The 24,532-nt window shown below is 50.7% G+C and carries 19 protein-coding genes and 1 pseudogene; 11 read left to right on the top strand and 9 right to left on the bottom strand.

What is annotated here, in order from left to right; translation table 11 throughout:
- Positions 1 to 30 precede the first annotated feature (30 nt).
- Complete coding sequence (locus ACN1C3_RS16900; protein ID WP_419116905.1) at positions 31 to 1,056, top strand: AraC family transcriptional regulator; 1,026 nt, start codon at positions 31 to 33, stop codon at positions 1,054 to 1,056.
- Positions 1,057 to 1,522: 466 nt separating this feature from the next.
- On the opposite strand, the gene ACN1C3_RS16895 is transcribed toward ACN1C3_RS16900, so the two are convergent.
- On the bottom strand, positions 1,523 to 1,864 hold the full coding sequence (locus ACN1C3_RS16895; protein ID WP_419116960.1) for a winged helix-turn-helix transcriptional regulator: 342 nt from the start codon (positions 1,862 to 1,864) through the stop codon (positions 1,523 to 1,525).
- Positions 1,865 to 2,009: 145 nt separating this feature from the next.
- Between ACN1C3_RS16895 and ACN1C3_RS16890 the strand changes: the two genes are divergently transcribed.
- The gene (locus ACN1C3_RS16890; protein ID WP_419116904.1) at positions 2,010 to 2,864 is read left to right on the top strand and encodes an SDR family oxidoreductase; all 855 of its coding nucleotides are present in this window, start codon (positions 2,010 to 2,012) and stop codon (positions 2,862 to 2,864) included.
- Between the two features lie 52 nt (positions 2,865 to 2,916).
- Here the strand turns inward: ACN1C3_RS16890 and ACN1C3_RS16885 are convergent.
- A pseudogene (locus ACN1C3_RS16885) lies at positions 2,917 to 3,102 on the bottom strand (transposase domain-containing protein); the annotation flags it as partial.
- Between the two features lie 330 nt (positions 3,103 to 3,432).
- Between ACN1C3_RS16885 and ACN1C3_RS16880 the strand changes: the two are divergent.
- The 5 genes from ACN1C3_RS16880 (at position 3,433) to ACN1C3_RS16860 (ending at position 10,023) form a co-directional block, all read left to right on the top strand.
- Entirely contained in the window at positions 3,433 to 4,776 is a 1,344-nt protein-coding gene (locus tag ACN1C3_RS16880; RefSeq protein WP_419116903.1) for an MFS transporter, read from the top strand.
- A gap of 45 nt (positions 4,777 to 4,821) precedes the next feature.
- Positions 4,822 to 5,568 carry a nitroreductase gene (locus ACN1C3_RS16875; protein ID WP_419116902.1) on the top strand — a complete coding sequence of 249 codons (747 nt, stop codon included), beginning with the start codon at positions 4,822 to 4,824 and terminating at the stop codon, positions 5,566 to 5,568.
- Positions 5,565 to 7,217: an AMP-binding protein gene (locus ACN1C3_RS16870; protein ID WP_419116901.1), complete on the top strand. Its 1,653-nt coding sequence runs from the start codon at positions 5,565 to 5,567 to the stop codon at positions 7,215 to 7,217. The genes ACN1C3_RS16875 and ACN1C3_RS16870 overlap by 4 nt, the downstream gene beginning before the upstream one ends.
- Positions 7,218 to 7,472: 255 nt before the next feature.
- The gene (locus tag ACN1C3_RS16865) at positions 7,473 to 8,780 is read left to right on the top strand and encodes an OprD family porin (protein ID WP_419116900.1); all 1,308 of its coding nucleotides are present in this window, start codon (positions 7,473 to 7,475) and stop codon (positions 8,778 to 8,780) included.
- A gap of 262 nt (positions 8,781 to 9,042) precedes the next feature.
- Positions 9,043 to 10,023 carry an NADPH:quinone oxidoreductase family protein gene (locus ACN1C3_RS16860; protein ID WP_419116899.1) on the top strand — a complete coding sequence of 327 codons (981 nt, stop codon included), beginning with the start codon at positions 9,043 to 9,045 and terminating at the stop codon, positions 10,021 to 10,023.
- 133 nt (positions 10,024 to 10,156) lie between these two features.
- Here ACN1C3_RS16860 and ACN1C3_RS16855 read toward each other — a convergent pair whose 3' ends face one another.
- The 3 genes from ACN1C3_RS16855 to ACN1C3_RS16845 all read right to left on the bottom strand — a co-directional run bounded on the left by ACN1C3_RS16855 (position 10,157) and on the right by ACN1C3_RS16845 (position 14,477).
- On the bottom strand, positions 10,157 to 10,918 hold the full coding sequence (locus ACN1C3_RS16855) for a hypothetical protein (protein ID WP_419116898.1): 762 nt from the start codon (positions 10,916 to 10,918) through the stop codon (positions 10,157 to 10,159).
- 38 nt (positions 10,919 to 10,956) lie between these two features.
- The gene (locus ACN1C3_RS16850; protein ID WP_419116897.1) at positions 10,957 to 12,720 is read right to left on the bottom strand and encodes an acyl-CoA dehydrogenase C-terminal domain-containing protein; all 1,764 of its coding nucleotides are present in this window, start codon (positions 12,718 to 12,720) and stop codon (positions 10,957 to 10,959) included.
- A gap of 92 nt (positions 12,721 to 12,812) precedes the next feature.
- Positions 12,813 to 14,477: an MFS transporter gene (locus ACN1C3_RS16845; RefSeq protein ID WP_419116896.1), complete on the bottom strand. Its 1,665-nt coding sequence runs from the start codon at positions 14,475 to 14,477 to the stop codon at positions 12,813 to 12,815.
- Between the two features lie 383 nt (positions 14,478 to 14,860).
- On the opposite strand from ACN1C3_RS16845, the gene mmsB reads away from it, so the two are divergent.
- A complete protein-coding gene (mmsB, locus tag ACN1C3_RS16840; RefSeq protein ID WP_419116895.1) occupies positions 14,861 to 15,820 on the top strand; it encodes a 3-hydroxyisobutyrate dehydrogenase in 960 nt (319 codons plus the stop codon).
- Between the two features lie 50 nt (positions 15,821 to 15,870).
- Positions 15,871 to 17,364, top strand: a complete 1,494-nt coding sequence (locus ACN1C3_RS16835) for a CoA-acylating methylmalonate-semialdehyde dehydrogenase (RefSeq protein WP_419116894.1) — start codon at positions 15,871 to 15,873, stop codon at positions 17,362 to 17,364.
- Between the two features lie 43 nt (positions 17,365 to 17,407).
- On the opposite strand, the gene ACN1C3_RS16830 is transcribed toward ACN1C3_RS16835, so the two are convergent.
- Together ACN1C3_RS16830 and ACN1C3_RS16825 are read right to left on the bottom strand one after the other, a co-directional pair.
- Complete coding sequence (locus ACN1C3_RS16830; protein ID WP_419116893.1) at positions 17,408 to 18,325, bottom strand: LysR family transcriptional regulator; 918 nt, start codon at positions 18,323 to 18,325, stop codon at positions 17,408 to 17,410.
- Between the two features lie 246 nt (positions 18,326 to 18,571).
- On the bottom strand, positions 18,572 to 19,543 hold the full coding sequence (locus ACN1C3_RS16825; protein ID WP_419116892.1) for a quinone oxidoreductase family protein: 972 nt from the start codon (positions 19,541 to 19,543) through the stop codon (positions 18,572 to 18,574).
- 855 nt (positions 19,544 to 20,398) lie between these two features.
- Between ACN1C3_RS16825 and ACN1C3_RS16820 the strand changes: the two genes are divergently transcribed.
- Together ACN1C3_RS16820 and ACN1C3_RS16815 are read left to right on the top strand one after the other, a co-directional pair.
- Positions 20,399 to 22,009, top strand: coding sequence for a tannase/feruloyl esterase family alpha/beta hydrolase (locus ACN1C3_RS16820; protein WP_419116891.1), 1,611 nt, complete (start codon positions 20,399 to 20,401; stop codon positions 22,007 to 22,009).
- Between the two features lie 147 nt (positions 22,010 to 22,156).
- Positions 22,157 to 22,720, top strand: coding sequence for an NAD(P)H-dependent oxidoreductase (locus ACN1C3_RS16815; RefSeq protein ID WP_419116890.1), 564 nt, complete (start codon positions 22,157 to 22,159; stop codon positions 22,718 to 22,720).
- Between the two features lie 414 nt (positions 22,721 to 23,134).
- Here the strand turns inward: ACN1C3_RS16815 and ACN1C3_RS16810 are convergent, their stop codons facing one another.
- On the bottom strand, positions 23,135 to 23,488 hold the full coding sequence (locus ACN1C3_RS16810) for an MmcQ/YjbR family DNA-binding protein (RefSeq protein WP_419116889.1): 354 nt from the start codon (positions 23,486 to 23,488) through the stop codon (positions 23,135 to 23,137).
- Between the two features lie 126 nt (positions 23,489 to 23,614).
- Complete coding sequence (locus ACN1C3_RS16805; RefSeq protein ID WP_419116888.1) at positions 23,615 to 24,181, bottom strand: TetR/AcrR family transcriptional regulator; 567 nt, start codon at positions 24,179 to 24,181, stop codon at positions 23,615 to 23,617.
- Between the last annotated feature and the right edge of the window lie 351 nt (positions 24,182 to 24,532).

The raw sequence follows: 24,532 nt of genomic DNA, 5'->3' as shown, positions 1-24,532 counted from the left end.
GTCAGAAATCATCTGCGCAGAGGAATAAGTGTGCTCATCCAGGACAAGGGAACGACTTCAATTGGCTTGGTGCTTGAAGCTCTCGAGGGCGCATCGCGACGCCAATTGGACACATCCATCGCACTGCAGCAAGCGCGTATAGACCCGGAACTCCTGACTTCTCCCCAAGCCAGGGTTTCGGCTGCTGCATTCTCTCGCCTGTGGGTCGCACTTTCAGATCTGCTCGACGATGAATTTTTCGGAATCGATAGCCATCCAATGCGACGAGGCAGCTTCCAATTGATGTGCCAGTCTTCAATTGACTGCGAGTCGTTAGAGCAAGCGCTGCGCCGAATTCTAAAATTCTTACGCCTCGTATTGGACGATATTCACGGTGAGCTGAAACTTGAAGACGACTCCGCCGTCATTGTTATCCATGACAAAGGTGTTGAGCGTCGCCTTTTTAGCTACGGAACATGGCTGATTTTGGTTCATGGACTGCTTTGCTGGCTGGGTAACAGGCGTATTCCGATAAAGGAACTTTGCTTTAAGCCGAATCGACCACTGGACGACAGCGACTATCGGATGCGCTTCTGTGAAGAAATTCAGTTTGGTGCTCCAGTAACGATGATTCGTTTTGACCGCGCTTTTCTGAACCTCAAGGTCGCGCAAAACAAAGCCAGCCTATCGGTATTTTTGAAAGAGTCGCCTGCCAGTCTGCTGGTGAAATATCGTAACGAGGACAGCATTAGCGCCCAGATCCGGATGAAATTGAGAGGCCTGAATCCGGAGGAATGGCCAGAGCTGGATAAGGTAGCAAACACGCTCCGCATGTCCTATTCGACGCTCCAGCGAAGGCTCCAAGCCGAAGGGGTCACCTATCAGCGTTTGAAAGACAATCTGCGCCGTGACATGGCAATCAATTTGCTGTGCCAGCCGAAAATGACCGTAACCGAAGTAGCTGCTCTTACAGGCTTTCAGGAAAGCAGTGCATTTCACCGTGCCTTCAAAAAGTGGACGGGAGTCAGCCCTGGCGCTTATCGCCGCTCCAATGCTGACGAACCGGGCGAAATTTAAAAGCCTTTCTTCCGGAACAAGAGAACTGCTTCCCCGGCAGGTTACGTACAGAAATCTGCAACGCGTTTCACCCGCCAAAATGGTGATGGACATCCTCCCCCAAGATCATCCTGATCGTTTCTAGCGAGCTATGGGTGTATGCGTCCGGCCAGGTCATCTAGCTGGAGCGGTTCGCACGCTATGTCGTCGTATATCTGCGTTGAGATCCAGCAAGCAGAATTGCGGAGCTTTTGCCATATAGGAGGGTTCAGGAATTACCAGATTTATTCTGACCTTGTCCTATCAGCTACGGTGTTGGTGTCACGTACGCCACCTGTGATACGTCAGAGGTTTCACTTTGGGTTGGTGAGTTGGCCGAAGGGTTACGCTCAATGTATGCGTCGGTCATATTTTGATGGGAACCTAATGCACACTGAACCCAGGCGTAGATGTCCTGGTACTGCCCTGGAAATAGGCCACCGAGCTGTCACTTATAGACCTCTCCCTCCCGCTTGAATCGCATTATCTCGTGCAGGTTTTCTTCGATCCAGTCGACCATTGCCTCTACCTTTGATGCCGCCTGTTCCCCCATTTTTGTCAGGGTGTACTCCACATGAGGAGGTACAACCGGGTGAGAAATGCGGTCAACGAATCCATCGCCTTCCAAGCCCTGAAGGGTCTGAGAAAGCATTTTTTCACTGATCCCGCCTATTTTTCGACGTAGCTCACTAAACCGATGGGTTCCGCTGAGGAGTACAACCAAAACCAGTACCCCCCAGCGACTGGTCATGTGTTTGAGCACCTCCCGAGACGGACAATCGGCATCCATCAACTCGCCACGCCGCAGTTTTGCCGCGAAGTTATGAGGACGCTGCTGATGTTTGTTTATCATACTTACCTTTTTGTACGTACTTACTATTGGTTAGCCTTGAGACTAGGATGAATCCTCATCACATCTTGTTCAAGGTACTTTTATGATTGCCGTCACCGGTGCTAACGGCCAACTTGGCCGACTTGTAATCGATGCGCTGCTCAAGCGCGTCAATCCAGAAAACGTGATTGCGCTTGTGAGGGATCCTTCTAAAGCGCAAGACCTCAAGGCGAAAGGCCTCGACATCAGGAAGGCCGATTATGGTCTGCCCGAAACACTAAAAAGCGCGCTGGTTGGTGTCGATCAGCTGTTGTTGATCTCATCCAGCGAGGTCGGACAGCGCGCGCCGCAGCATCGTGCCGTGATCGACTGCGCCAAAGCTGCCGGGGTTCAACTGCTGGCTTACACCAGCGTACTTCATGGCGAAAAATCGAGATTGGGTTTAGCAGCAGAGCATCTTGATACTGAGCAAGCTCTATCTGAGTCGGGGCTGAATTATGTACTGCTGCGCAATGGTTGGTACAACGAGAACTACACAGCCGGTGTAAAGCCAGCTGTAGAGCATGGCGCTATCTTGGGTAGCGCAGGCGAAGGTCGCATTTCCTCTGCTGCTCGTTCCGACTATGCCGAGGCCGCTGCGGTTGTCCTCACTACCGAGGGCCATGCAGGCAAGGTGTACGAACTTGCTGGCGACGACAGCTACTCTCTGGCCGAGTTGGCTGCTGACGTTTCCCTTCAATCTGGTAAGACGGTTGCCTACACCGATCTTCCAGAGGAACAATACAAGGCAGCCTTAGTCGGTATGGGGCTTCCCGAAGGGCTTGCCTCGCTGCTCGCCGATTCGGATGCCGCAGCAGCAAAGGGTGCACTATTTGACGACTCCCACGAGTTAAGCCGCCTGATTGGCCGGAACACCACTCCGATTTCAAAATCCGTCACGGAGGTACTGTCGCAATAACGCTGGCTTCCTCCGATAAAAGGTATGCGTCCGAGCATCACGCTTTGCGTAATTAAACCGCTTGCCACCTATGCGGCAGCAGTTCCTCAATTACACGCGCCCGCTGCGTCGGCAGCCGCGTGAGGACGTCCTTCAAGTAAACATACGGATCATGCCCATTCAGTCGCGCCGACTGGATGGGACGCATGATGGCAGCCTCCCGTTTTCCACTACCCAACGACCCCGCGAAGAGCCAGTAGGGGGACACCATCGCCTTTGGCGTCGGGGGCAGGAAGGGTGGTTGGCCGGACGCATACTATGAACATCTTCCGCCCAAGATCATCCTGGTCGTTTCTGGCCGGCTATGGGTGTCCAAAACGGTCAAGCAGAACGATGTCGTCGGGCATAGGCCGCAGCAACGTCAACTCCTACGATGCGAAGCAGGTCACCCTGGCGTTGCATATCAAGTACACCACCGAGCCCTCCAATCGGTGCGTTCCCAATCTCGATATGGCGTCAAGGACCTGGTGCCTGACGACGCACATACAAGTGCACTTCACAAAAAAAACAAGATCGAAGGAGACGCGATATGCAGCCGGTAAACGTTTATGCACTCGCGGTTGAATCGAAGTTCAACCGCTTCCATGGGCTCATTCTATTTTGGTGTGTCCTCATTCTGATCATCGATGGCTATGACCTCGCTGTAGTCGGTGCAGCCCTTCCGGCGATCATGAAGGACATGAACATTGATCCAACCAGTGCCGGCATCATGGCTGGTTCTGCGCTCTTCGGAACGATGCTCGGAGCGATATTTCTTGGAACGTTAGCTGACCGTATCGGGCGTCCCAAGATGATCGCAATTTGTGTGGCCTTGTTCAGTATTTTCACTGCTGGGGCTGGTCTCACCAGTGACCCAATAAGCTTCAGCATTTCTCGCTTCATCGCGGGCCTTGGCATCGGCGGCGTACTGCCAATTTGCACCGCTCAGATGGGAGAGTTTTCTCCACTCAAACTCCGTACTCGCCTGGTGACCCTCGTTTTCGCGGGATACTCCGTGGGCGGAATTTTGGTTGCGCTAACTGGCAAGCAACTCATTGAGAGTCATGGGTGGCAGTGGGTGTTTTACGTAGCGCTGCTGCCAGTGGTTCTGATTCCTATGATCCTGAAGACCATGCCTGAGTCCATAGCCTACCTGCTTAAAACCGGACGTCAGGATGAGCTGCGGGCTATTGCTCGCAAGATAGACCCTACTCTCATTATCGACGAAAACACTTTGATGACGGGAAATGCCACAGTATTGGAAAAGCAGGAAGCGCCAGTTCGTAACTTGTTCAAGGATGGTCGAGGCTTTAGCACCGTCATGATCTGGGCTGCGTTCATGACCGGCCTCTTCATGGTGTACGCCCTTAACTCCTGGTTGACCAAGCTTATGGCGATGGCGGGGTTCAGTCTTGGCTCCGCGTTGAACTTTGTGATTGTTTTCAATGTGGGGGCCATCGTCGGTGCAATTGGTGGAGGATGGTTAAGCGACAAGCTAAACATCAAACATGTACTGGTCTGCTTTTATATCGTAGGAGCAATTGCTTTAACCATTCTGGGTTATACGCGCTCAACGACTTTGCTTTTCCCGGTAGTGTTCATTGTTGGTGCATCGACCCTTGGTACCCAGCTGTTGGCATATGCGTACGCTGGGGATTTCTACCCGTCATCGATTCGTTCAACCGGCGTGGGTTTCGCGTCTGGTGTGGGAAGAATTGGCGCTATCGTCGCACCTGTTCTCATTGGCTGGTTGGTGTCATTAAACCTTCCGCTTGAGAAAAACTTCATGGCCATTAGCCTTGCTGGCCTTATTGGCGCTGTCGCAGTCACCATGATCAATCAGTCCCGCGCAGACTCGACTCAAGTCAGAAAGGCCCCAGCCCTATCTAGCTAATACCATGATGCATCCGCCTGTAGCTGAATCCGTGGACTCTAAGGCATGAAAATGAATCGCTTATCCAAACCGCCAATATCGTCTGAACTTCTTAGCCAAACGGTTGATTGGGCGATAGCTTCACGACGCAGCATTCGGGCTTTTTTGCCCACTCCTGTTCCACGCGAAGAAATTGAATCGATCCTTGATATCGCTCGGTTCTGCGCAACTGGAGTGAACATGCAGCCTTGGCGCGTTCATGTTGTTACTGGAGAAGCAAAGACTCAACTTTCATGCGCCATCGCTGAGGTCGACAACAATCCGTCACTCAGCAGCCACCTTGAAGATGCATACGAATATTACCCACGCGAATGGACTTCACCCTACGTGGATCGGAGAAGGAAGGTAGGGTGGGAACTCTACGGATTGCTGGGAATTGAGAAGGGCGACAAGCAGCGAATGCATGCGCAACACGGCCGCAATTACCGTTTCTTTGACGCGCCAGTTGGTTTGATCTTCACCATAGATCGAGTGCTAAAAGAAGGGAGTCTCCTTGACTACGGAATGTTCCTGCAGGCCGTGATGGTGGCGGCGCGGGGGAGGAACTTGCACACCTGCCCACAAGCAGCCTTTTTGAAATATCACCACGTTATTTCGCAAGCCCTAATGATCCCGGCAGATCAAATGCTGGTTTGCGGAATGAGTCTTGGATACGCCGACGAGTCCAGTATCGAGAACACCTTGGTCACTGATCGGGAACCGGTTAGCGCGTTTTCCACTTTTCATCACAATAATAAGGAGACAACACCATGAAACCTGGTGCTTATGAGAATGGGCTTGAACACTGCAAGGCAAACTATTTGCCCCTGACTCCACTTGGTTTTCTAGATCGGGCAGCGCTTGTACACCCGGATCGAGTAGCTGTTGTACATGGTGAGCTTCGCAGAACCTGGAGTGAGACCCGCGAACGTTGCTATCGACTGGCCTCAGCTCTTTCCAAAAAGGGAATGGGTGCCGGAGACACCGTTTCAATTCTGTCTCCCAACACCCCTGCCATGCTCGAAGCGCATTTTGGGATACCCCTCTGCGGCGCGGTTCTGAATACCGTTAACTATCGCCTGGATGCTGAAGGCGTGGCATTCATACTTCGTCACGGGGAATGCAAGCTCCTCTTGGTGGATCGAGAGTTTGCCGCACTGGCTAATGCCGCTCTTGAACTCCTAGAGCATCGTCCAATTGTCATCGACATCAATGATCACCTGGCCCCACTTTCCGCGAGCGTTGGGGAGGTCGATTACGAAACGTTTATCGGCAGTGGTAACCCTGATTTCGAGGGTGTATGGCCCAGTGACGAGTGGCAGCCGATAGCGCTCAACTACACCTCAGGTACAACCGGTGATCCGAAGGGTGTCGTAGCGAGTCATCGCGGCACATACCTCATGAGTATGCTGCAGATGACTAACTGGCAGCTTTCTCGGGCTCCTCGTTACCTGTGGACACTCCCTATGTTCCACGCTAACGGATGGTGTTTTACGTGGGCTATCACTGCAGCGGCCGGCACGCACGTGTGCCTGAGAAAAGTGTCCGCAGAGACGGTGTATGAGTCGATAGATAACTATGGTGTCGATCACTTCTGTGCGGCGCCCATTGTTATGGCCATGATTGCGAACGCGGCAGATCGTCCTGCGCTTAAAACTCCGGTTCGGGTGCTGACTGCTGGTTCCCCACCCCCGGCCACCGTACTCAACGCCGTGGTCTCACAAGGCTTCGACGTTGATCACGTATATGGAATTACTGAAGTTTCCGGCACCCCGATTAGCTGCGTATGGCAAGACGGCTGGGACGATTTGACACCGAGTGAGCAGGGCGCTTTCCGTGTACGCCAAGGGGCTCGAGCAGCAGCCTTCGAAGGCTTAATGGTCGCGGACACGGAAACTATGCAGCCAGTGCCGAAAGATGGCCAAACAACGGGAGAGCTATTGCTCAAGGGCAACACCGTGATGATGGGTTATCTGAAGAATGAAGGCGCAACCCGAAAAGCCTTTGAAGGCGGCTGGTTTCATACTGGTGATGTAGCCGTTGTGCACCCCAACGGTTATGTACAAATTACCGACCGTTGCAAGGACGTCATTATCTCTGGAGGGGAAAATATCTCGTCCGTAGAGATCGAAGAAACCATCCATTGTCATCCAGCTGTTTTACATGCCGCTGTTGTCGCTCAGCCTGATGACAAATGGGGGGAAGTGCCCTGCGCGTTCGTCGAGTTGAAACTTGGTATCGAGCCGCCGACCGAGGCAGAAATAATGATGTTCTGCCAAGCTCGTCTTGCTCGGTTTAAATGTCCGCGCAGAGTGGTTTTTATGGAGTTGCCAAAAACCGCAACTGGGAAAATTCAGAAATTTTTACTTCGAGAGCAAGCAGGCAGTCGTGATGCAATTGTCCGTTTAGCTTCAAATTCCTAGTGCTTGATTACATCACGTTAGGAATAGCTGAGTTATTTGCAAAGATTGTAGATGGCGTGAAGGGAAATTTTCGGATAAAACGAACCCAGTGAATCGGATTCTTAAGGCTGGCTTGCATCTCTAGATTAAAATAAGGACATTCCCACCGTACATTGTCAATGTTTTAGTATTATTGGCAGACTTTGTGGGTTTTGGTTGGAAGATTTTATTGTTGCTTCTGTTACTAACAAATAATAAAAATCGGAGCGTTATACAATGAGGCTGAAGAAAATATCTGCAAATCTGGTGTTTGTCAGTATTGCCATAAGTGGCCACGCGTTTGCTGATTTTATAAGTGACAGCAAAGCTACCTTGGGAATAAGGAACTTCTACTTCAATAACGACAACCGGGATGGTACCGCTGCCCCTTCAAAAACCGAAGAGTGGGCGCAGGGTTTCATGTTGGACTTCAAGTCGGGTTATACCGATGGTGCCGTTGGTTTTGGTATTGATACCCTGGGGTTGCTGGGCATCACCCTGGACACTGGCAAGGGACGTCACGTCGGCAGCTCTATGATTCCCTCGGACAGTGACAACCGCGCTGTGGACGAGTGGAGCCGGCTGGGGCTGACCGGAAAAGTCAAAATGTCGAAGACCGAACTGCGCTATGGCACTTTGATTCCGAAACTGCCGATTCTGGTCGCCAACGATGGACGGGTGCTTCCACAAACCTTCGAGGGCGGCCAAATCACCTCAAGCGAGTTCAAGGATCTGACCCTGACGGGCGGGCGAATTGAACATGCAACCGGTCGCGGTTCAACTGATCAGACGGGGCTGGCCGCTATGGGCGGAACGCGTGAAAGCAACCAGTTCGACTTCGTCGGGGGCGACTGGAAAGTCACCAAGGATCTGACGGCTCAGTACTACTATGCCCATCTCGAGAATTACTATAACCAGCAATTTTTCGGACTGATTCACACGCTCGCATTCACTGACAACCAATCCCTGAAAACCGACCTGCGCTACTTCAAAACTGACTCATCAGGTGAAAACAGCTCGGGTACATCCGGTTACAGAATCAGTGGCTACACCAAAAACGGTGATGGAGTGATCGACAACCGTCTCTGGAGCGCTGCATTGATATACACCCTTGGCGGGCATGCGATAACTGCGGGCTACCAAAGCGTTTCGGACGATAGCAGCTTCACCCAGCTCAATCAGGGTAGCTTGGTGGATAAAGGCGCCGGGGGTAGCAGCTTGTACCTGTATACAGATCGTCTGATCCAGAGCTTCACCCGGGCAGGGGAGCGTACCTCATTCGGTCAGTACGCCTATGACTTTGCTGCCCTAGGTGTCCCGGGCCTGAAAGCCTCGGTCATGTACCTCTCCGGCGACAATATCAAGACGAGGTCCGGCGACAATCAGAAGGAATGGGAAAGGGATATCTTTCTGGACTACGTCCTTCAGTCGGGAGCGCTCAAAGGTGTTGGCTTCGGTTGGCGTAACGGTAAATCCAATAGCGAAGCCGCGCGCGATCAAGATCAGAACCGGGTGTTTGTAAGCTACAGCATCCCACTTCTCTAAAAGCGCAGCATAACCGTATCGAACTCATTTCGAGAGTTTTAAGCAGGTCAATTTGACTCTTCGCTGACACGTTCACACAAAAGGCCTAAGAATGGCCTTTTGTGTCGCAACACCCAGATCAGGCTGTCGATCAATTCTGTAGAAAATGGCTACTGCCCTTGCGAATTGAGTGCGAGCTGCTATGAAATATAACCGAATTTAGAGGTTTTTTTTAAATGAACAAACGCTCCCCCAGACGTGTTTGCTGCTATAGGAGACGCACATGAAACGTGTTGAGACTAACAGTTTGGATTCCCTATCGAACTGCAAGATGGTGGAAGTCACTGATCCGACCCCCGGCAATTGTGAGGTTTTAATCCAAATAGCTGCATGCGGAGTAGGATATGTAGACGCACTGGAGTCACTCGGGCGCTACCAGGTTAAGCCGCTATTGCCACACGTCCCCGGCCAGGAAATCAGCGGCAAGATTGCAGCTGTTGGTGATGGTGTGGTTGGCCTTGCAGTTGGTGATCGAGTAATCACCCAAATTCATGGCGGATTTGCGGAGCAAACCGTGGTAGTGGATACCGCCGTTGTTAAAATTCCGGATGGGATGGAATACGCTCAAGCTGCTGGATTCAAAGTCAATTATGTCACGGCATTGCACGCATTGCGCGATCGAGGAAACTTGCAACCGGGTGAGATACTTCTCGTTATTGGAGCCGCAGGTGGGGTAGGTTCAGCCGCAATCCAAGTTGGGAAATGCCTTGGGGCGAAGGTCATAGCAGTAGCGTCTTCGCCTGAAAAGCGTGCATTTGCGCAGCAGCTGGGGGCAGATCACGTACTCGATTCTGGCGCTGTAGAATTTCGTGAATTGGTGAAAGATCTGTGTGGGCAAAAGGGGCCAAATGTAGTGTTTGACCCAGTCTGCGGCCCCCTGTTTGAGCCGGCTTTTCGATCACTTACCTGGGGAGGCAGACACCTGGTGATAGGGTTCACCGGCGGGCCAATCCCTTCACTTCGTGCAAATTTACCGCTGCTAAAGGGGGGCTCCCTCGTCGGCGTGGATGTCCGCCAATTTACTCTCTACGAAGTGGAAAAAGCTGAAGGACATCTGCAGGAACTCTTGAGCTGGGTTGCAGAAGGCCGTCTTTCCCCGCCCATTGGTAGGCAATATGAATTTGACGACTTTATCCCAGCGCTTGAATACGCGTTAACGGGGAAAGGGCTTGGTAAAACAATCATCAAAATTAATGATGTCTGACGTGGATGGCAGTTACCCCTTGTTTGCGTACGAGCGAGGCTATTTTGGCTTGGGCGGCTTATATAGCCTCGTAGAAGCTATCCATGATATTAGGCGCAACGTATGTCGCTGCTATAAGGAGATTAACTAAAGGCTATTTGATTAGTATGGGGGTTTCGCCGCTATAATCAATCCAAGGGTTTGTTCCCAGCATCTCAGCACCTTGAATGCTCGGATCAGAATATCTTACCTGAAAAAAATTTGGACCATGCGCATAGGCGATTAGGATTCCACATCCCGAATCCAGATAGGTTCCATGAATTCCTAATCCTGGATAGCTAATTCGCCATGCCTTATCCTGATGATCCACAGGGCCAATTGTTACTTTAACGACAGTGTTATCCAAGAGTCTGAAGAACCACAGAGACTCACCTCCAGATAGAATCGTGGTCACCTCATCAATACCCACCCCGTCTTCAGAGCTATTGGAATGTAGCTTGGACATTTTGCTTTGGAAGACGGGAAGCTCAGCTGATGGGATTTTTTTTACATCAACAACTTTCGGATAGGGCGTGCCACCCAGAAGCGTTGTGTTCATAAATCCGCCACGATGCATTTCTGGTTGCCTGCCGGCTAGCCGAATCTCGTCCAGAAGCTCCCCCCGATTCAAAGGGAACAGCGAGATCAGCTCGTTATGATCCTCGATCTCCAGCGCTTCATACCGTGATCTAGCCAGCAGCGGTTGAGCCTCGGGGGGAATATCCACACGTGTAATACGCACACCAACTTCAGACAGTGCGGCGTTGACAGAGTCCAAGCCGATGGTTTCAGCTCTGCCGTCAAGGTAGGAGATTCGCACGTCGTCGGCATTATAAGTGGGTTGCTTTGCAGTAGTAGTTTTCACTTTATCGATCATCGACAATTTTTTTGCCCTCATAATCGGCGGATGCAAGTTTAAAACTGATCGGAAGTAATACCGAACAACGAATCCGAACCTGCGTATATGCTTGCCTCTAAGGCATTAATTCTGCAAATCAGTCGCCGAAAGTAAAATTCGGCTGTAGCGATTTTTCCTGCGTAAAACGATTCATCCGACTCAATATTCAACGTGGCGACTGTTGACATTTTTGCCCAAAGCCATGCGTAGATTACGTAGCCAAAGAAGTGTAGATATTCGACTGATGATGAACCTACGACGTTAGGCTCAATTAGTGCGCGATCCTGTAACCAATTGCTCAGCTCCTCGAATCTAGTTAGAGCGGAGCGCAATTCCGCACGGTAGTTTAGGTGCTCAGCTTGATCGTCGAGTTCGGAGCAGAAAGACCGAAGCGCGGCAGCTTTATCCGCGATTACCTTCCTGCTAAGCAAATCTAGAGATTGAATGCCGTTTGTCCCTTCATAAATTTGTGATATGCGGACGTCTCGCACCAATTGCTCTTGTCCCCATTCTCTGATGTAGCCATGTCCACCGAAAACTTGTTGACCTAGAATGGTACATTCGAGACCATTATCAGTGAAAAAAGCTTTAGCTACCGGAGTTAGAAGAGCAACGTATGACTCAGCTTTGCGCTGCGCATCGCTTGTTCCGTGCTTCATGATATCCAGTTGAGATCCCAGGTAACACGCGAAGGCTCTGCCGCCTTCAGTCAATGCCTTCATAGTAAGTAGCATTCGCCGAACATCTGGATGTTCGATAATGGGTGCTGCGGCGGTATGCCCGGCAGGATCAGCCTTGCGAGTACGTCCCTGATGCCGTTCACGGGAATACGCTACTGCTGATTGATAAGAGGCGTCGGCGCAGCCTAATCCCTGAATACCGATGGAGAGCCGCTCATAATTCATCATGGTAAACATTGCGGTAAGGCCTTTATTAACGTCACCCAATAAGTAGCCTTCCGCACCATCAAAATTGATCACGCAAGTTGCAGAAGCTTTTATACCCATCTTATGTTCGATGGATCCGCAGGACACCCTGTTGGCGCCTGCAACAACACTTCTTTCAGTCACTAGGCGCTTTGGTACGAGGAAAAGCGATAATCCGCTAGATCCACTTGGGGAGCCAGGGATTCGTGCGAGCACTAGGTGGATGATATTTTCTGTAAGGTCGTGATCTCCTCCGGTAATAAATATCTTACTCCCTGTTATGCTATAGGTTCCGTCCTCAAGGGGCTCGGCTCGAGTGCGTATCTGTGCTAGATCGCTGCCAGCTTGAGGCTCAGTAAGACACATGGTGCCAGCCCAGCGCCCCTCATACATGGGTGGCAGAAATAACCTCTTAATGTCTTCGCTTGCGTGGGCGTCTATTGCTAAGCAAGCGCCTGAGGACAGCACGGAATAAAGAGCGAAGCTTGAGTTGGAACCATATAGCATTTCTTCAAAGTGTACGGAGAGCATTTTGGGCATGCCCAATCCGCCGTAGTCCGTATTACCTGAAAGTCCCACCCAACCGCCTTCAATGTAGGTTGCATAGGCCTCCTTGAAGCCCTTGGGGGTATAAACATCACCGGCTACCCATTTTGCACCTTCTTCATCTCCGCTGCGGTTCAATGGTGCCAGTATCTGTGATGCGATTTTGCCCGCTTCCACGAGTATGGCGTCGGCGACTTCGCGATCTAGTTTATCTGCGAAAACTGGGGAAGCTGACCAAACCGCCGGAGCATCGAATACCTCGTGCAACACGAATTGTACGTCACGAATGGGGGCGTTATAGTTGCCCATCAAAATTCTCCTATTATATTAGCCAAAACCTTCAGCCGTTATTTGCGAAATATAAAGTTGGCATGCCTTACCACAAGCATGCCATCCTTGCGTCATTTTGAAATGTCGACATCTTTTGTTTCTTTGAGAAAAACAAGAGAGATGACCAATCCTACAACGGCCCAGGCAAGCGGGTACCAAAGCCCAAAGTAAATATCTCCGGCCTGTGCTGAAAGTGCAAAAGCAACAGTTGGCAATAATCCGCCAACCCACCCACTTGCCAAGTGATAAGGAAACGACATCCCAGTGTAGCGAATGCGCGCCGGAAACATTTCTACAAGGATAACGCTCACCGGTGCGTATGTAATAACACCACAGCAAACTAACGCAGTTAAGAGCAGAAATACTTTAATATAAGAGAATTTGTTAGGATCAGCTTTAGCTGGATAACCAGCGTTAATCATGGCTTGCTTAATCTCAGCTTCTAGTTTTTTCACCTTCAGAGCTGGATCGGCGTCGGGATTACTCCAAACGTCAGCAACTCGGATTATGGTGCTGCCTACCTTGATCACTGAGTCTTCAGGCGCTACGTTCATATTAGTAGTATAGCTGACGCCAGCTGCTGATAAAGCTTGCCGAGCCACATCACATAATGTCACGAAACGGCGGGTACCGGTTGGATTGAACATGAAGGAGCATTGTTCATTATTTACTTCGAGCACGATTGGAAATTTTTCTTGCGCGTTCACTAAATCAGGGTTGGAGTGAAGTGCAAGGGACTTGAAAATCGGAAACAAACAAACTGCTGTCAGTACAAAGCCAGCCAACAGTACCGGCTTTCTACCGATCTTGTCAGACATCCACCCGGAAACCAGGAATACGGGAATGCCAACAACCATCGCTAGAGTTAGCATTGATGTAGCTTGCTGTGGATCCACTTTTAAGACTTGTGTCATAAAGAACGCAGGATAAAGCATGGCTACGTAATAGCAGCACGCCATTCCTCCACACACGCCAAAGAAAGCAATTAAAACCTGCTTGATGTTCGCCCATACGGTGAAGACCTCCCGAAGGGGATTATCTGAAAGTCGATCCTCCGTCTTCATCTTCACAAAAGCAGGAGACTCATCCATCTTCAGGCGGATGGCTAATGAAATCGCTAGTAGAACTGCCGAGAAGAGGAAAGGTACTCTCCAGCCCCAGTCATTGAATTCATCCCCAGCCCACGCTCGGCATAGCATCACCATACCGAATGAAGCCAGCAGTCCACCGACCCCTGTAGCAGAAATCCAGGAGGTGTTTAGCCCTCGAACGCCTTTAGCGGAATGCTCGGCGACGTAGGTAGCTGCACCACCGTATTCACCCCCAATTGCCAGCCCCTGCAATATCCTCATGATGATGAGAAGCACGGGCGCCCAAACCCCAATCGTGGCATATGTGGGCAAGAACCCTACCGCAACGGTAGAGCCTCCCATCAAAACTACAGTGATTAGAAAAGTTTTCTTTCGACCGACTCTATCACCGATACGACCGAAAATAATTGCGCCTAGAGGACGCATTATGAAACCAACAGCAAAAGTCAATAATGCGAATACAAAAGCGACCGTAGGACTAAGCTGGGTGAAGAAATTCAAAGCAATAACAGACGTCAGTGCTCCGTACAGAGTGAATTCATACCATTCGAAAACAGTACCCATGGCTGCCGCAACCACCGCCCGGGTAGTTGTTGTCGCCCTGGGGGTTACGTCAGCCCTTAGAGCATCAACGTTAGTATTCATGTAGATCTCCTGTTGTTTTTGTATGGAGTTCTTTTGAAGGCATCTTTAGTTCGTCATAGAGCCGATACGCCAGGCGAGATATCTAGCAAGGCGCATACGCGGCACGATGCACGAAGTCATTGTTGGCTGATTTTTGCCGTTTAAGCAGCCAAAACGTATGCATCAATGTGCTGCATCAACTGCATCAATGAATTTCTGCGTTTGAATTGCGAGTATTCATCTGAATCTAATGTTTGATTGCTAGAAAACTAATTTTCTAGGTGCTCGCTATCTGCTGAGCGCGACATTCCTCGATTTTTAGCCTCAAATGGAAAAATTGGTAATAAAAGGGGCCCGCGTCCTATTCTGAGGATGCGCTTGCGGACGGATTCCTCGCACGATCTGTGAACCCGTGCAGGAACGACAATTACAATAACCAACGACGGCAGAGTTTAAATATGATGCAGATCAGTTTTATAGGACTCGGTGCGATGGGGGCCCCTATGGCGGCTAATCTAATCACCGCCGGTTATCAAGTTACTGTTTTTGACTTGAATCCCACTGCACTACAGACGATGCGTGAACGGGGCGCCAAAATCGCGGATTGTCGGCATAGCGCTGTGGCTGAATCGGATGTGATCGTCAGCATGCTACCGAGTGATGCTGCTGTACGCGACTTCTACATAGGCACGGATGGAGTCATCCCTTCGCTCAAGCATCGCCCGCTCATAATTGATTGCTCGACGATCTCAGCTGAAACGACGAAGCAGGTGGCCGCCGTTGCAGCAGGTTTGTCCTTACCCATTGTCGATGCACCTGTTTCGGGCGGGCCATGGGGTGCGGCTAGTGGAACACTAAGCTTCATGGTTGGTGGAGATGCAGAATCACTCGATTTGGCCTACCCCATATTGAAAGCTATGGGTAACGTGATTGTTCACATGGGCCCTGCTGGATCTGGCCAGGTAGCGAAATTCTGTAACAACATGCTCGCCGCGGTAATCATGGCAGCCTCTGCTGAAGCGATTGCTCTGGGTGTCAGAAATGGTCTAGATCCAAGTCTGTTGTCGGATGTTATTAAAAACAGCTCTGGCGGCAGCTTCATTATCAACAAATGGAACCCATGGCCTGGCGTACAAGAAGAAGCACCGTCAAGTAACAACTATGACGGCGGATTTCAGCTACAGCTGATGCTGAAAGATCTGAATCTGGCCCTGGGCAATGCTGAGGTAACAAAATCTTTTACCCCATTAGGTTCTCTTTGCAGAAATCTTTACTTTCTAAGGTCACACGAGTCTCCTGAATCCTTATACAAGGATTTTTCCTGCGTTCAGACTTTATTTACACCATTCCCTGTTCGGTCATAACCAAATAAGCAAGGCCAGTCGGCCACGTACTTAGTAAATTGGAGGTAATTATGGAAGTATCACACTTTTATAACGGTAAGCCTGAAGCAGGCAATGGTCGTCAAACTGGGCCTGTGATCAATCCATCTACTGGACATAAGCTCTACGACCTAGATTACGCAGATGCTGCAACCGTGGCAGACGCTGTCAAACATGCCAAAATTGCAGCTGCTGAATGGGCCAGTGCTTCGCAGGCTCGTCGTCTCCAGGTGATCTTTAAAATGCGAGAGTTGATGCTTGCCAATATTGATCGCATCGCTGAAGTCACTGGTCTTGAAAATGGAAAAACACTAGCCGATGCTAAAGGGGAAATTGGTCGTGCCCTCGAAGCGCTTGAATTTGCTACTAATGCTGCCCAGGTGTCCAAGGGGGAGTACTCCCTCAACGTTGGCGGAGGGATTGACGTATATTCCATTCGGCAGCCTGTCGGTATCGTCGGATGCATTGCGCCGTTCAATTTTCCGGTGATGGTACCCTTAATGATGGGTAGTATGGCCATAGCCTGCGGTAACGCGGTGATTGTAAAACCGTCAGAGAAGGTGCCAGGCGCTACCTTTTTGATTAGCCAGCTCTGGCAGGAAGCAGGCCTTCCAGCTGGACTTTGGAATATGATCAATGGCGGTAAGGAGGTGGTAGATGCCATTCTCGAACATCCCGATGTCCCCGCGATTAGCTTCGTAGGTTCAACCGCAATTGGCGAGTATATCTATCAGAAAGGATCCGCTCATAGTAAGCGCGTTGCGGCTTACACCGGCGGCAAAAACCATATGGTTGTCATGCCGGACGCAGACCTTGAAGCGGCGGCCAATGCATTCGTTAGTGCAGGATACGGTGCAGCCAGTCAGCGATGCATGGCCATTTCACTCTTGCTGCCAGTAGGGCAGGGAACGGCTGAAAAGCTTATCGAGCTAATTGTGCCAAAAATCAAGGCTTTGAAAGTTGGTGGCTACAACGTCGAAAATGCCGACTTTGGAGCAGTCATCTCTTCAGCTTCCAAACAGCAGGTAATCTCCTCAATCGAAACTGCCATTGATCAAGGTGCGTCCGTAATCATTGACGGGCGTGAACAACAGTTCGATGGTGACGGTTTCTACATTGGGGCGACGCTGCTTGATGGCGTGACGACAGAAATGGATATGTATAACGTAGAGGTCTTTGGGCCTGTTCGGGGGATTGTCCGTGTTGATTCTCTGGACGATGCCATACGAGTTACTAACTCGCATGAATACGGTAATGGTGCCGTAATTTTCACTCGAGACGGTGAGTCAGCCCATCGGTTCGTGGTCGAAGTTAAGGCTGGGATGCTAGGCGTTAACGTAGCGGTGCCTGTCCCGGTTGGTCATCACAATTTCGGAGGATTGCGTCGATCAAAGTTCGGTGATGCCCATATGTTCGGCCCGGACGCCGCACGCTTTTATTCCGATTTGAAAACGATTTCTCAACGCTGGCCGGAAGCTGATCAAAAAGCTAACAATCTATCCATGGCGTTCCCAAGCAACTCTTAAAAAATCAAAGGGATTGAATCACGTATTCAATCCCTTTGTTGGTTTATTGCCAAGGAACCCTGTTTTCGAATGCTTGCTCAATCCATTCTTTAAACAGCCGAATCTTTGTCGGCGGAAATTCAATTGAAGGCCTCACAAAATATATCCCTGATTGGATATCGAGCCGCCAGTCAGGTAGAACTCTAATAAGCTCTCCTGACTTTAAGCTACTGCTCATTAGCCATTCACTACCCGCCAATATCCCAAGGCCCTCTTTCGCTGCCACCAAGAGCGCTTCCCCATCATTGCTTAGGTACTTCGAATCAATTTGGGTCGATACCCGTTGATTTCCGTCATTCAATATAAGACTAGGATAGCTCGCCAGCTCTGTAAAACCGAAGCAGTGGTGAGAGATCAAATCTGATGGAGATTTCGGTGTCCCATGCTCCGCTAGATACGACGGGGCAGCACATAATATCCTGAAGTTATCAGCTAAACGTTTTGCTCGTAGTCGGCTGTCGGGGAGCTCTCCAATTCGTATCGCGGCATCAAAGCGTTCGTGAATGATGTCGACAAATCGTTCTGAATATTCTACGTGCACCTTTAGTGTTGGATGTTTTTGGGCGAACTGCGCGATCAGCTTGGCCAGCCATAAACGGCCAAACGCACCTGGCACGGAGACATGCAAAGTTCCATTCAGCTGCTTAGCATTGTCGTTGACTTCCCGCTCTGCGTCTTCCAGAGCATCCCGGACTGCCTTCAGTCTCTGCACGTAGGACAATCCTGCTTCGGTAAATCGCAACTGCCGCGTGGTACGTTCGATTAAACGCACGCCTAGACGTGCCTCCAGCTCTCCTATCCGCTTGGATACTATCGTCGCATGACGATTTAGCGACTTTGCAGCGGCGGCGAACGAGCCTTGGTCATGAACCTCTAGGAAAGCAGAAAGCTGATCGATGTACTGGCTTTGAAATGGGTTCATGTCGAGAGTGTCCAGGACGATAACGTAGGGCAATCATAAGACTGCGCGCGCACCCACGCTAGAGTGGGCTAAGCGGGTGCGTATTTGGATTCAAACTGGTAAGGGGGGAGAGGGATGTGAGAGCGAGTCATCCGGTGGATGATTGGTGGTGCAGGAAGTTTCTATCGGGTTACTTGCCTTGTTTACTTGGAAACAAAGCAAGTGCTCCAAAACATGGTTTGGTAATAGTATCGAAACTGACTTGGGCTATGGCTTCAAAAGAATCGTTCCTCGTGATTGTCCAGACTGGAGTGCCTGGTGGGCTTCGCGAACCTGGGAAAGTGGATACGTTTTCCACACTGTCGGTTTAAGGATGCCCTTTTCTACCGCGTTGAACACTGCCTCGCCTCGTGCCTTGTACTCCTGCGGATCGGTAGTGTAGGCAACTAAGCTAGGACGGGTCAGATAAAGCGATTTTTTGTTGATCTTTACGATATCAATTGGATCCGGCAGGCCGGAAATCGCCCCGATGGAAACCAGCGTGCCTCGGGTGCGTAGGCAGGCAAGTGACGTATCAAATGAGTCCTTACCTATACCGTCATATACCACGTCGACCATTTTCCCATCTGTCAACTCTGCCACTTGGACAGGCAGTTGATTTTCATCCCAGATTAGCACCGAGTCGCACCCTACCTGTTTGGCGAGTTCGATGCTTTGCTGATCAGCCACCACACCAATCACGATAGCTCCCAAACTCTTTGCCCAGGTCGCAAGCGTCTGACCCAGAGCCCCAGCAACACCGTACATCAACACCCTAGTGCCAGGTTTCACTTCATAGGTGGAATGAAGAAGATAGTGGGCGGTGAGTCCTTTGAGCGTAATGGCGGCGGCGTCGTCGTAACTTACCCAATCTGGCAAGGGAAGGAGACGGTCAGCGCTGATCATCCGCTCGCTCGCGTAGCTGCCCAGTTCGCCGAGGGCGTAGGCTACGCGATCCCCAGCAGTGATGCCCTGAACTTCAGGCCCCACCTCGACGACTCGCCCAGCGCCTTCAATACCTATTCCGCTAGGTAAGGAAACGGGTACCGAGCCATCCCGATGGTTTATGTCCAGGTAATTGACGCCTATGGATTTTTGTTCGATCCAAACCTCGCCTTTATTGGGCTTCCGGCGTTCGATTTCACGAAGCTCCAAAACCTCAGGGCCACCGTTTTGTTCAATTATCACTGCTATGGGCATGCTCGTTACCTCTCAAGGAATATATACAGACCCTAATTTCATTCACGTCCACAGACAACACACTCTTGTGCATGGCTGTAATGAACTAGGTGCAGCAATCATTAATCAATGATTCGGGCATACTTTGTTCAGTTGAAGCAGTGGTGCTCACAACACAGGCGATTAGGGCTCAAGAACTTCAGTTCGCCCAAATGCGGCGCTGGCGATGGGGAAGGGAAGGGCTAATCGTTATTTCAGGGAGTTCGGCTCTCGATCACCTTTTGGGTCAGATCAGCGTGCGGCAATCGTCGACTCAGTCATAGGGGGTCTCCTACAGACACCCGTTTTTGATCTCGATCTGGGGCAGCTTCACTATTGATTTACCGCTACATCGCGGTCAAGTGCCGCAGCGGGCGATGTTCGGAGGGACGCACAGGGCTGCGTTTCTCCGCACCTGCCGTGGGCAAAAATGTTTCCGCTGTCTGACTGTCAAGACGCGTTACTGGCAGGCAACTGACCGGTATTCCGCGCTTGGATACAGGACTAGGGATGTGACTCACTCCCCCGGCATCTGCCACCCCGGCTCTAGATATCATCGTAATCCCGGCAGCCGGAGGACTGGCAATCTTATTTGTACATTTGTACACTGGGAGGGTGTTATGCAGACACACTTTTGTTTAAACCTACCGCTTTTACGGAAAGCTCTGCCGCATTTTATCAGGCGGCGTCATGTGCTTTTCGCCTGCGTGCTGGCATCCGCGTGAGCTTTCCCTCAGAACGGGACGACTCACTGCGGCGGCGTAAGTCGTGGCCCAGTAGGTCTGGTGCACTCTCATAGTAGAAATGAACGGCTTACCACATATCTGGAGATAGACTGTGCAACCGACCAAAGTAGCTCTGCTTTGCGCCGCACTTACAGGGGCGCCTCTGGCCTACAGTTCTGAGGGCGATTTCTCCAGGCGATGTGCGGATCTGAAAAACGCGGATTTGTATCATACTCAGCTAAAGTCAGCCGATTATGTTGAAAACGGCGTTATTCCAGCCGATCCGAACTCAGCCATAACCGGCTCGACTGTCCGGGACGTAAAAACCGGCGCACACTGCGTCGTGAAGGCTGAAATTGAGCCCCGTACCGGCGCAAACGGTCTTCACTACGGCATCAATTATGAGTTTCGCCTGCCGCAGCAATGGAACGGAAAATTTCTGTTTCAGGGCGGTGGAGGAGCTAATGGCTTCGTTGCCGCAGCCGTGGGGAGTATTCCGAGCTCAAACAGTTCTGCCAAATCGGCTATTGAGCGGGGCTATGCCGTTGTCTCCATGGACAGCGGGCACGCCACCTACACGCCCGGCATAGCGGTAGGATCGGACATGGCGTTCGCCGGAGACCAGCAGGCCCGGCTCGATTACGCCTACGCCGCCATAGGCAAGGTGACTCAGCAGGCCAAAACGCTGATAAACGCGCTTTATCAGAAGAAACCCATACACAGTTACTTCATGGGCTGCTCCAACGGGGGGCGTGAAGCCATGATTGCCGCGCAGCGCTATCCGAACGAATTTGACGGTGTGGTGGTTGGCAACGCGGCCTTCCGTCTCTCACGCGCATCGATAAATTCTGCCTTTATTCAGCGGGCTCTGGTCATCGCCACGCCAGCAGATACAGACGGCCAAAAAAATACTGCGAATCTGCTTACTGCGGACGATTTACGTGTCCTGCAAAAGGGCATCCTGAAGCAGTGTGACGCCAAAGACGGTCTGGAAGACGACATAATCAATGCTTGGGAGCAGTGTGATTTCCGGCCGGATATGGTTGAAAAAGAACTTGGTAAAGAAAAGGCTGAGCTGGTCAAAACCATTTTCTCCGGTGCCAGGAACAACCGTGGTGAAGCGCTTTATTCTGCATTCCCTTACCACTCATCGCTAACGGATCCGGAATGGATTGAGTCATGGTTTGGCAAGGACTTCGGGGCATCTTCGTCCATGAACGCCACTCTCATGGTGCCATTCCTGCTTAGTTACTTTTCCCAGCCCGCTATTGCCGAACTGGCGGCGTTTGATTTTGACAGGGATGTGACTAGGACGCAGAGCACGCGAAGCCTGACTGACGCTGACAGCCCAGACTTAAGCACCTTCAGAGCAAACGGCGGCAAAATGGTGATTTTCGAAGGCACTGCGGATCCGTTTTTTTCAGCCTTTGACCAGCGTGACTGGTTCATTGAGATGGATCAAATCATGGGTAACGCGCAGGAGTTCGCCCGTTTGTTTACTGTACCGGGACTCGCTCATTGCTCGGGCGGAAACGCGCTTGATGACTTTGACCCGCTGACCACTCTGGAGAACTGGCGGGAGAAAGGCGAAGTGCCAGAGTTTATGCTGGCGAAAGGCTCAAAATTCTTCGCCGAAAAAACTCAGCCAGTCTGCGCCTACCCGAAAGTGGCGATGTATAAAGGCGGCGACAAGAACAAAGCGCAAAGTTTTGAATGTCGTTAAACGGCGACCACGCATCAGTGCAGTGAAGAGGTCAGGCCTAAGAGTCACATCGCTATCTGATAATAAGGAAAGGGGTCTGACGGCAGTCAGGGCCCTGTGCCGGATCGGTAAGTTTTCACCGTCAGACCAGACCTAAAGGATACCGTAATGAAAGAAGTATTGATTGTATCAGGACACCCCCATCTGGACGAAGAGTCGTTTTCAAACCGCATCATCCTTGAACGCCTGACCGGTCTTTTACCAAAGGCAGATATTTTGCGTCTGGATAGGGCGCATAACCACTATGAATTTGATATAAAGCAGGAGCAGGAGCGCCTGAAAAAAGCAGACGTCATCGTGTTTCAGTTCCCGATGTTCTGGTATGGGTTGCCTGCGTTGATGAAAAAATATATTGATGACGTGTTCGAACACGGCTTCGCTTATGGCTCAACCGGCACCTGCCTGAAAGATAAAACGCTACTGGTATCGTTCACTACGGGGGGAGCTGAATCTGACTATCAGTATGATGGCGAACAGCGTTATCCGATTGAGGAGTTCCTGCCTTTCCTTAAAAACTTTGCCTGGTACTGCGGCATGCGGTGGGGCGGAATGGTCTATACCGGCGGGCTGATTTATCTTCCTAATCAGGATGAAATCGTAAGGCAGGAACTAAAAACTAAAGCAGAAGAACATGCCTGTGTGTTAGCAGATAAAGTGATACAAGTTAACTGACGCGGACCCGCCTATATCATTCTCCCCGGAGTTTTCATTCCTGAGGCGTCTATAGGATTGCAGTCTCACCCCGCTAAAAATCTATAAAGCACCCTATTCAAGTTAAAATCGTAGTGCGGCCACGTATGGCTCACCCCATCAACTCTGTAGGGTCGCTGCTTAGCGGGCAATCAGTTGAATGCGAGTGCCGACCGATGACTTCGATTTCACAAAGTGTTTGAGGCCAAATGGGCGGATTAATCTACAGACTCAAACGCTGAGAAGTGCGTTCCCATAGTGTCATGAAGACCATTGACTCTACGCTTCTGTAGCGTGCGTAGAGTTAAAAGTCCCCATTGAGAGAAGTTGGCGATCCTGCGACCCCACAAGTTCAAGTGTTCGAGCAACTTCGACCGTGGCGGTCAAAGGATTCTTTTAGCGCGTGAGCTCGAAGCTTTCTTGTACCAGGCAATGGATTTCCTTTGCGTCTAGCGGCCCGTTCAGAAGAACGGTAATCCAATGTTCCTTATTCATATGGTAAGCAGGATAAATGCCCTCCTTTTTTCTCAAGGAGCCAACCGATTCTGGCGCGACTTTCAATTCAAGAACGTCCACCCGCGCCGCACCAACGATTCCAATTTTTTCGGAAGGAATATCCATAACCAAGGCGTACCATTTTTCATTATCTGAATGTCGAAAAACGGCATAGTCGGGCAGTTTTGCCCATGGATAGTCGGGATTTGTTTTATACTTTTTATGTACGTATTCAATAAATTGTTGACGGTTCATTGATTGTTTCCTCATCTAGGATTTGATGGAGAATGAAAATCTAAACGTGACCACCTTTTTAAGTCTAACCTTGATAATCGTTCACGTTGATTGGCTCGGCCAGATCAAAGCCAAATATTTTGCGGTTCAACCGTCGCCGAGGCAGATGCGCTTCAGCAGAGCTACGATTTCGCTGGACGTTAGTCCGCCGGAAGGGTTAAGAAAGTTCTGCAGCAGAATCCCCTCGAAACAGACGTCAAATGCGCGGGCCTCTTCAGGTGTAAATAGGCGTTCCAGGCTTTGTCGTACTGTCTCAGACCAAGCGGCAAGTATGGGTCTGTACAAGGGCTTGCGCGTTGCCAGGGAATAAAACTCATAGAGAACCGCTATGTTGTCTCTGTTTGCCCACACTCCGTCGGTCAGCGCTTCAGCCAAGATGTGAATGGCCTCATCAGGCGTAGCTGCACCGGAAAGGCGGCTTCTGACAAATTCTGCCCCCTCTTCAGCAAAGCGGGAGAAAACGATGAACAGCAGCTCATCCATACCCTTGAAGTGATATGTCATGGAGCCAAGCGATACCTCAGCCAATTCGGCTATATTGCGATGCGTGACGCCCGCCACCCCGTATTGCGCGATAGCCCCGAAAGCCTTGCTGATTATCCGCTCTTTCCGTTCCGGGTCATGCCGCCGCTGCCTTTTCGATTCGCCCTCCACCAAAATGCGTAACCTCGACTTACCACTATATGTACAATTGTACATATAGTAGCATTCTCAGCCGTTAATGAAAATGGATCATGCTTGAGCCTGCATATCCAGCATGCCGCTTTTTCTGGCTTCGTTATTAACACGAAACATTCGGGTGACATAAAGCCGATGCAGGCAATTCAGCTATCCCTTTCCCATTCCCATTCCCATTCGCTCCAAGCAACACCAATTCATGGAGCAAATGAAGCCGTCACGGCCTCTACGAAAAGCGCGGTGAAGTAGCTACCGCGCGGAAAGCGGGAATTGGTTTAGCGGGTTTTGTCCGTAGTTCGTTGCTGGCTACTGGGCACACGAACATTA

The organism is Pseudomonas sp. H11T01 (genome assembly GCF_048515765.1).
Lineage (GTDB): Bacteria > Pseudomonadota > Gammaproteobacteria > Pseudomonadales > Pseudomonadaceae > Aquipseudomonas.
Note: the sequence above shows the minus strand (reverse complement) of the source record. Positions and strands in the feature narration are given on the sequence as shown.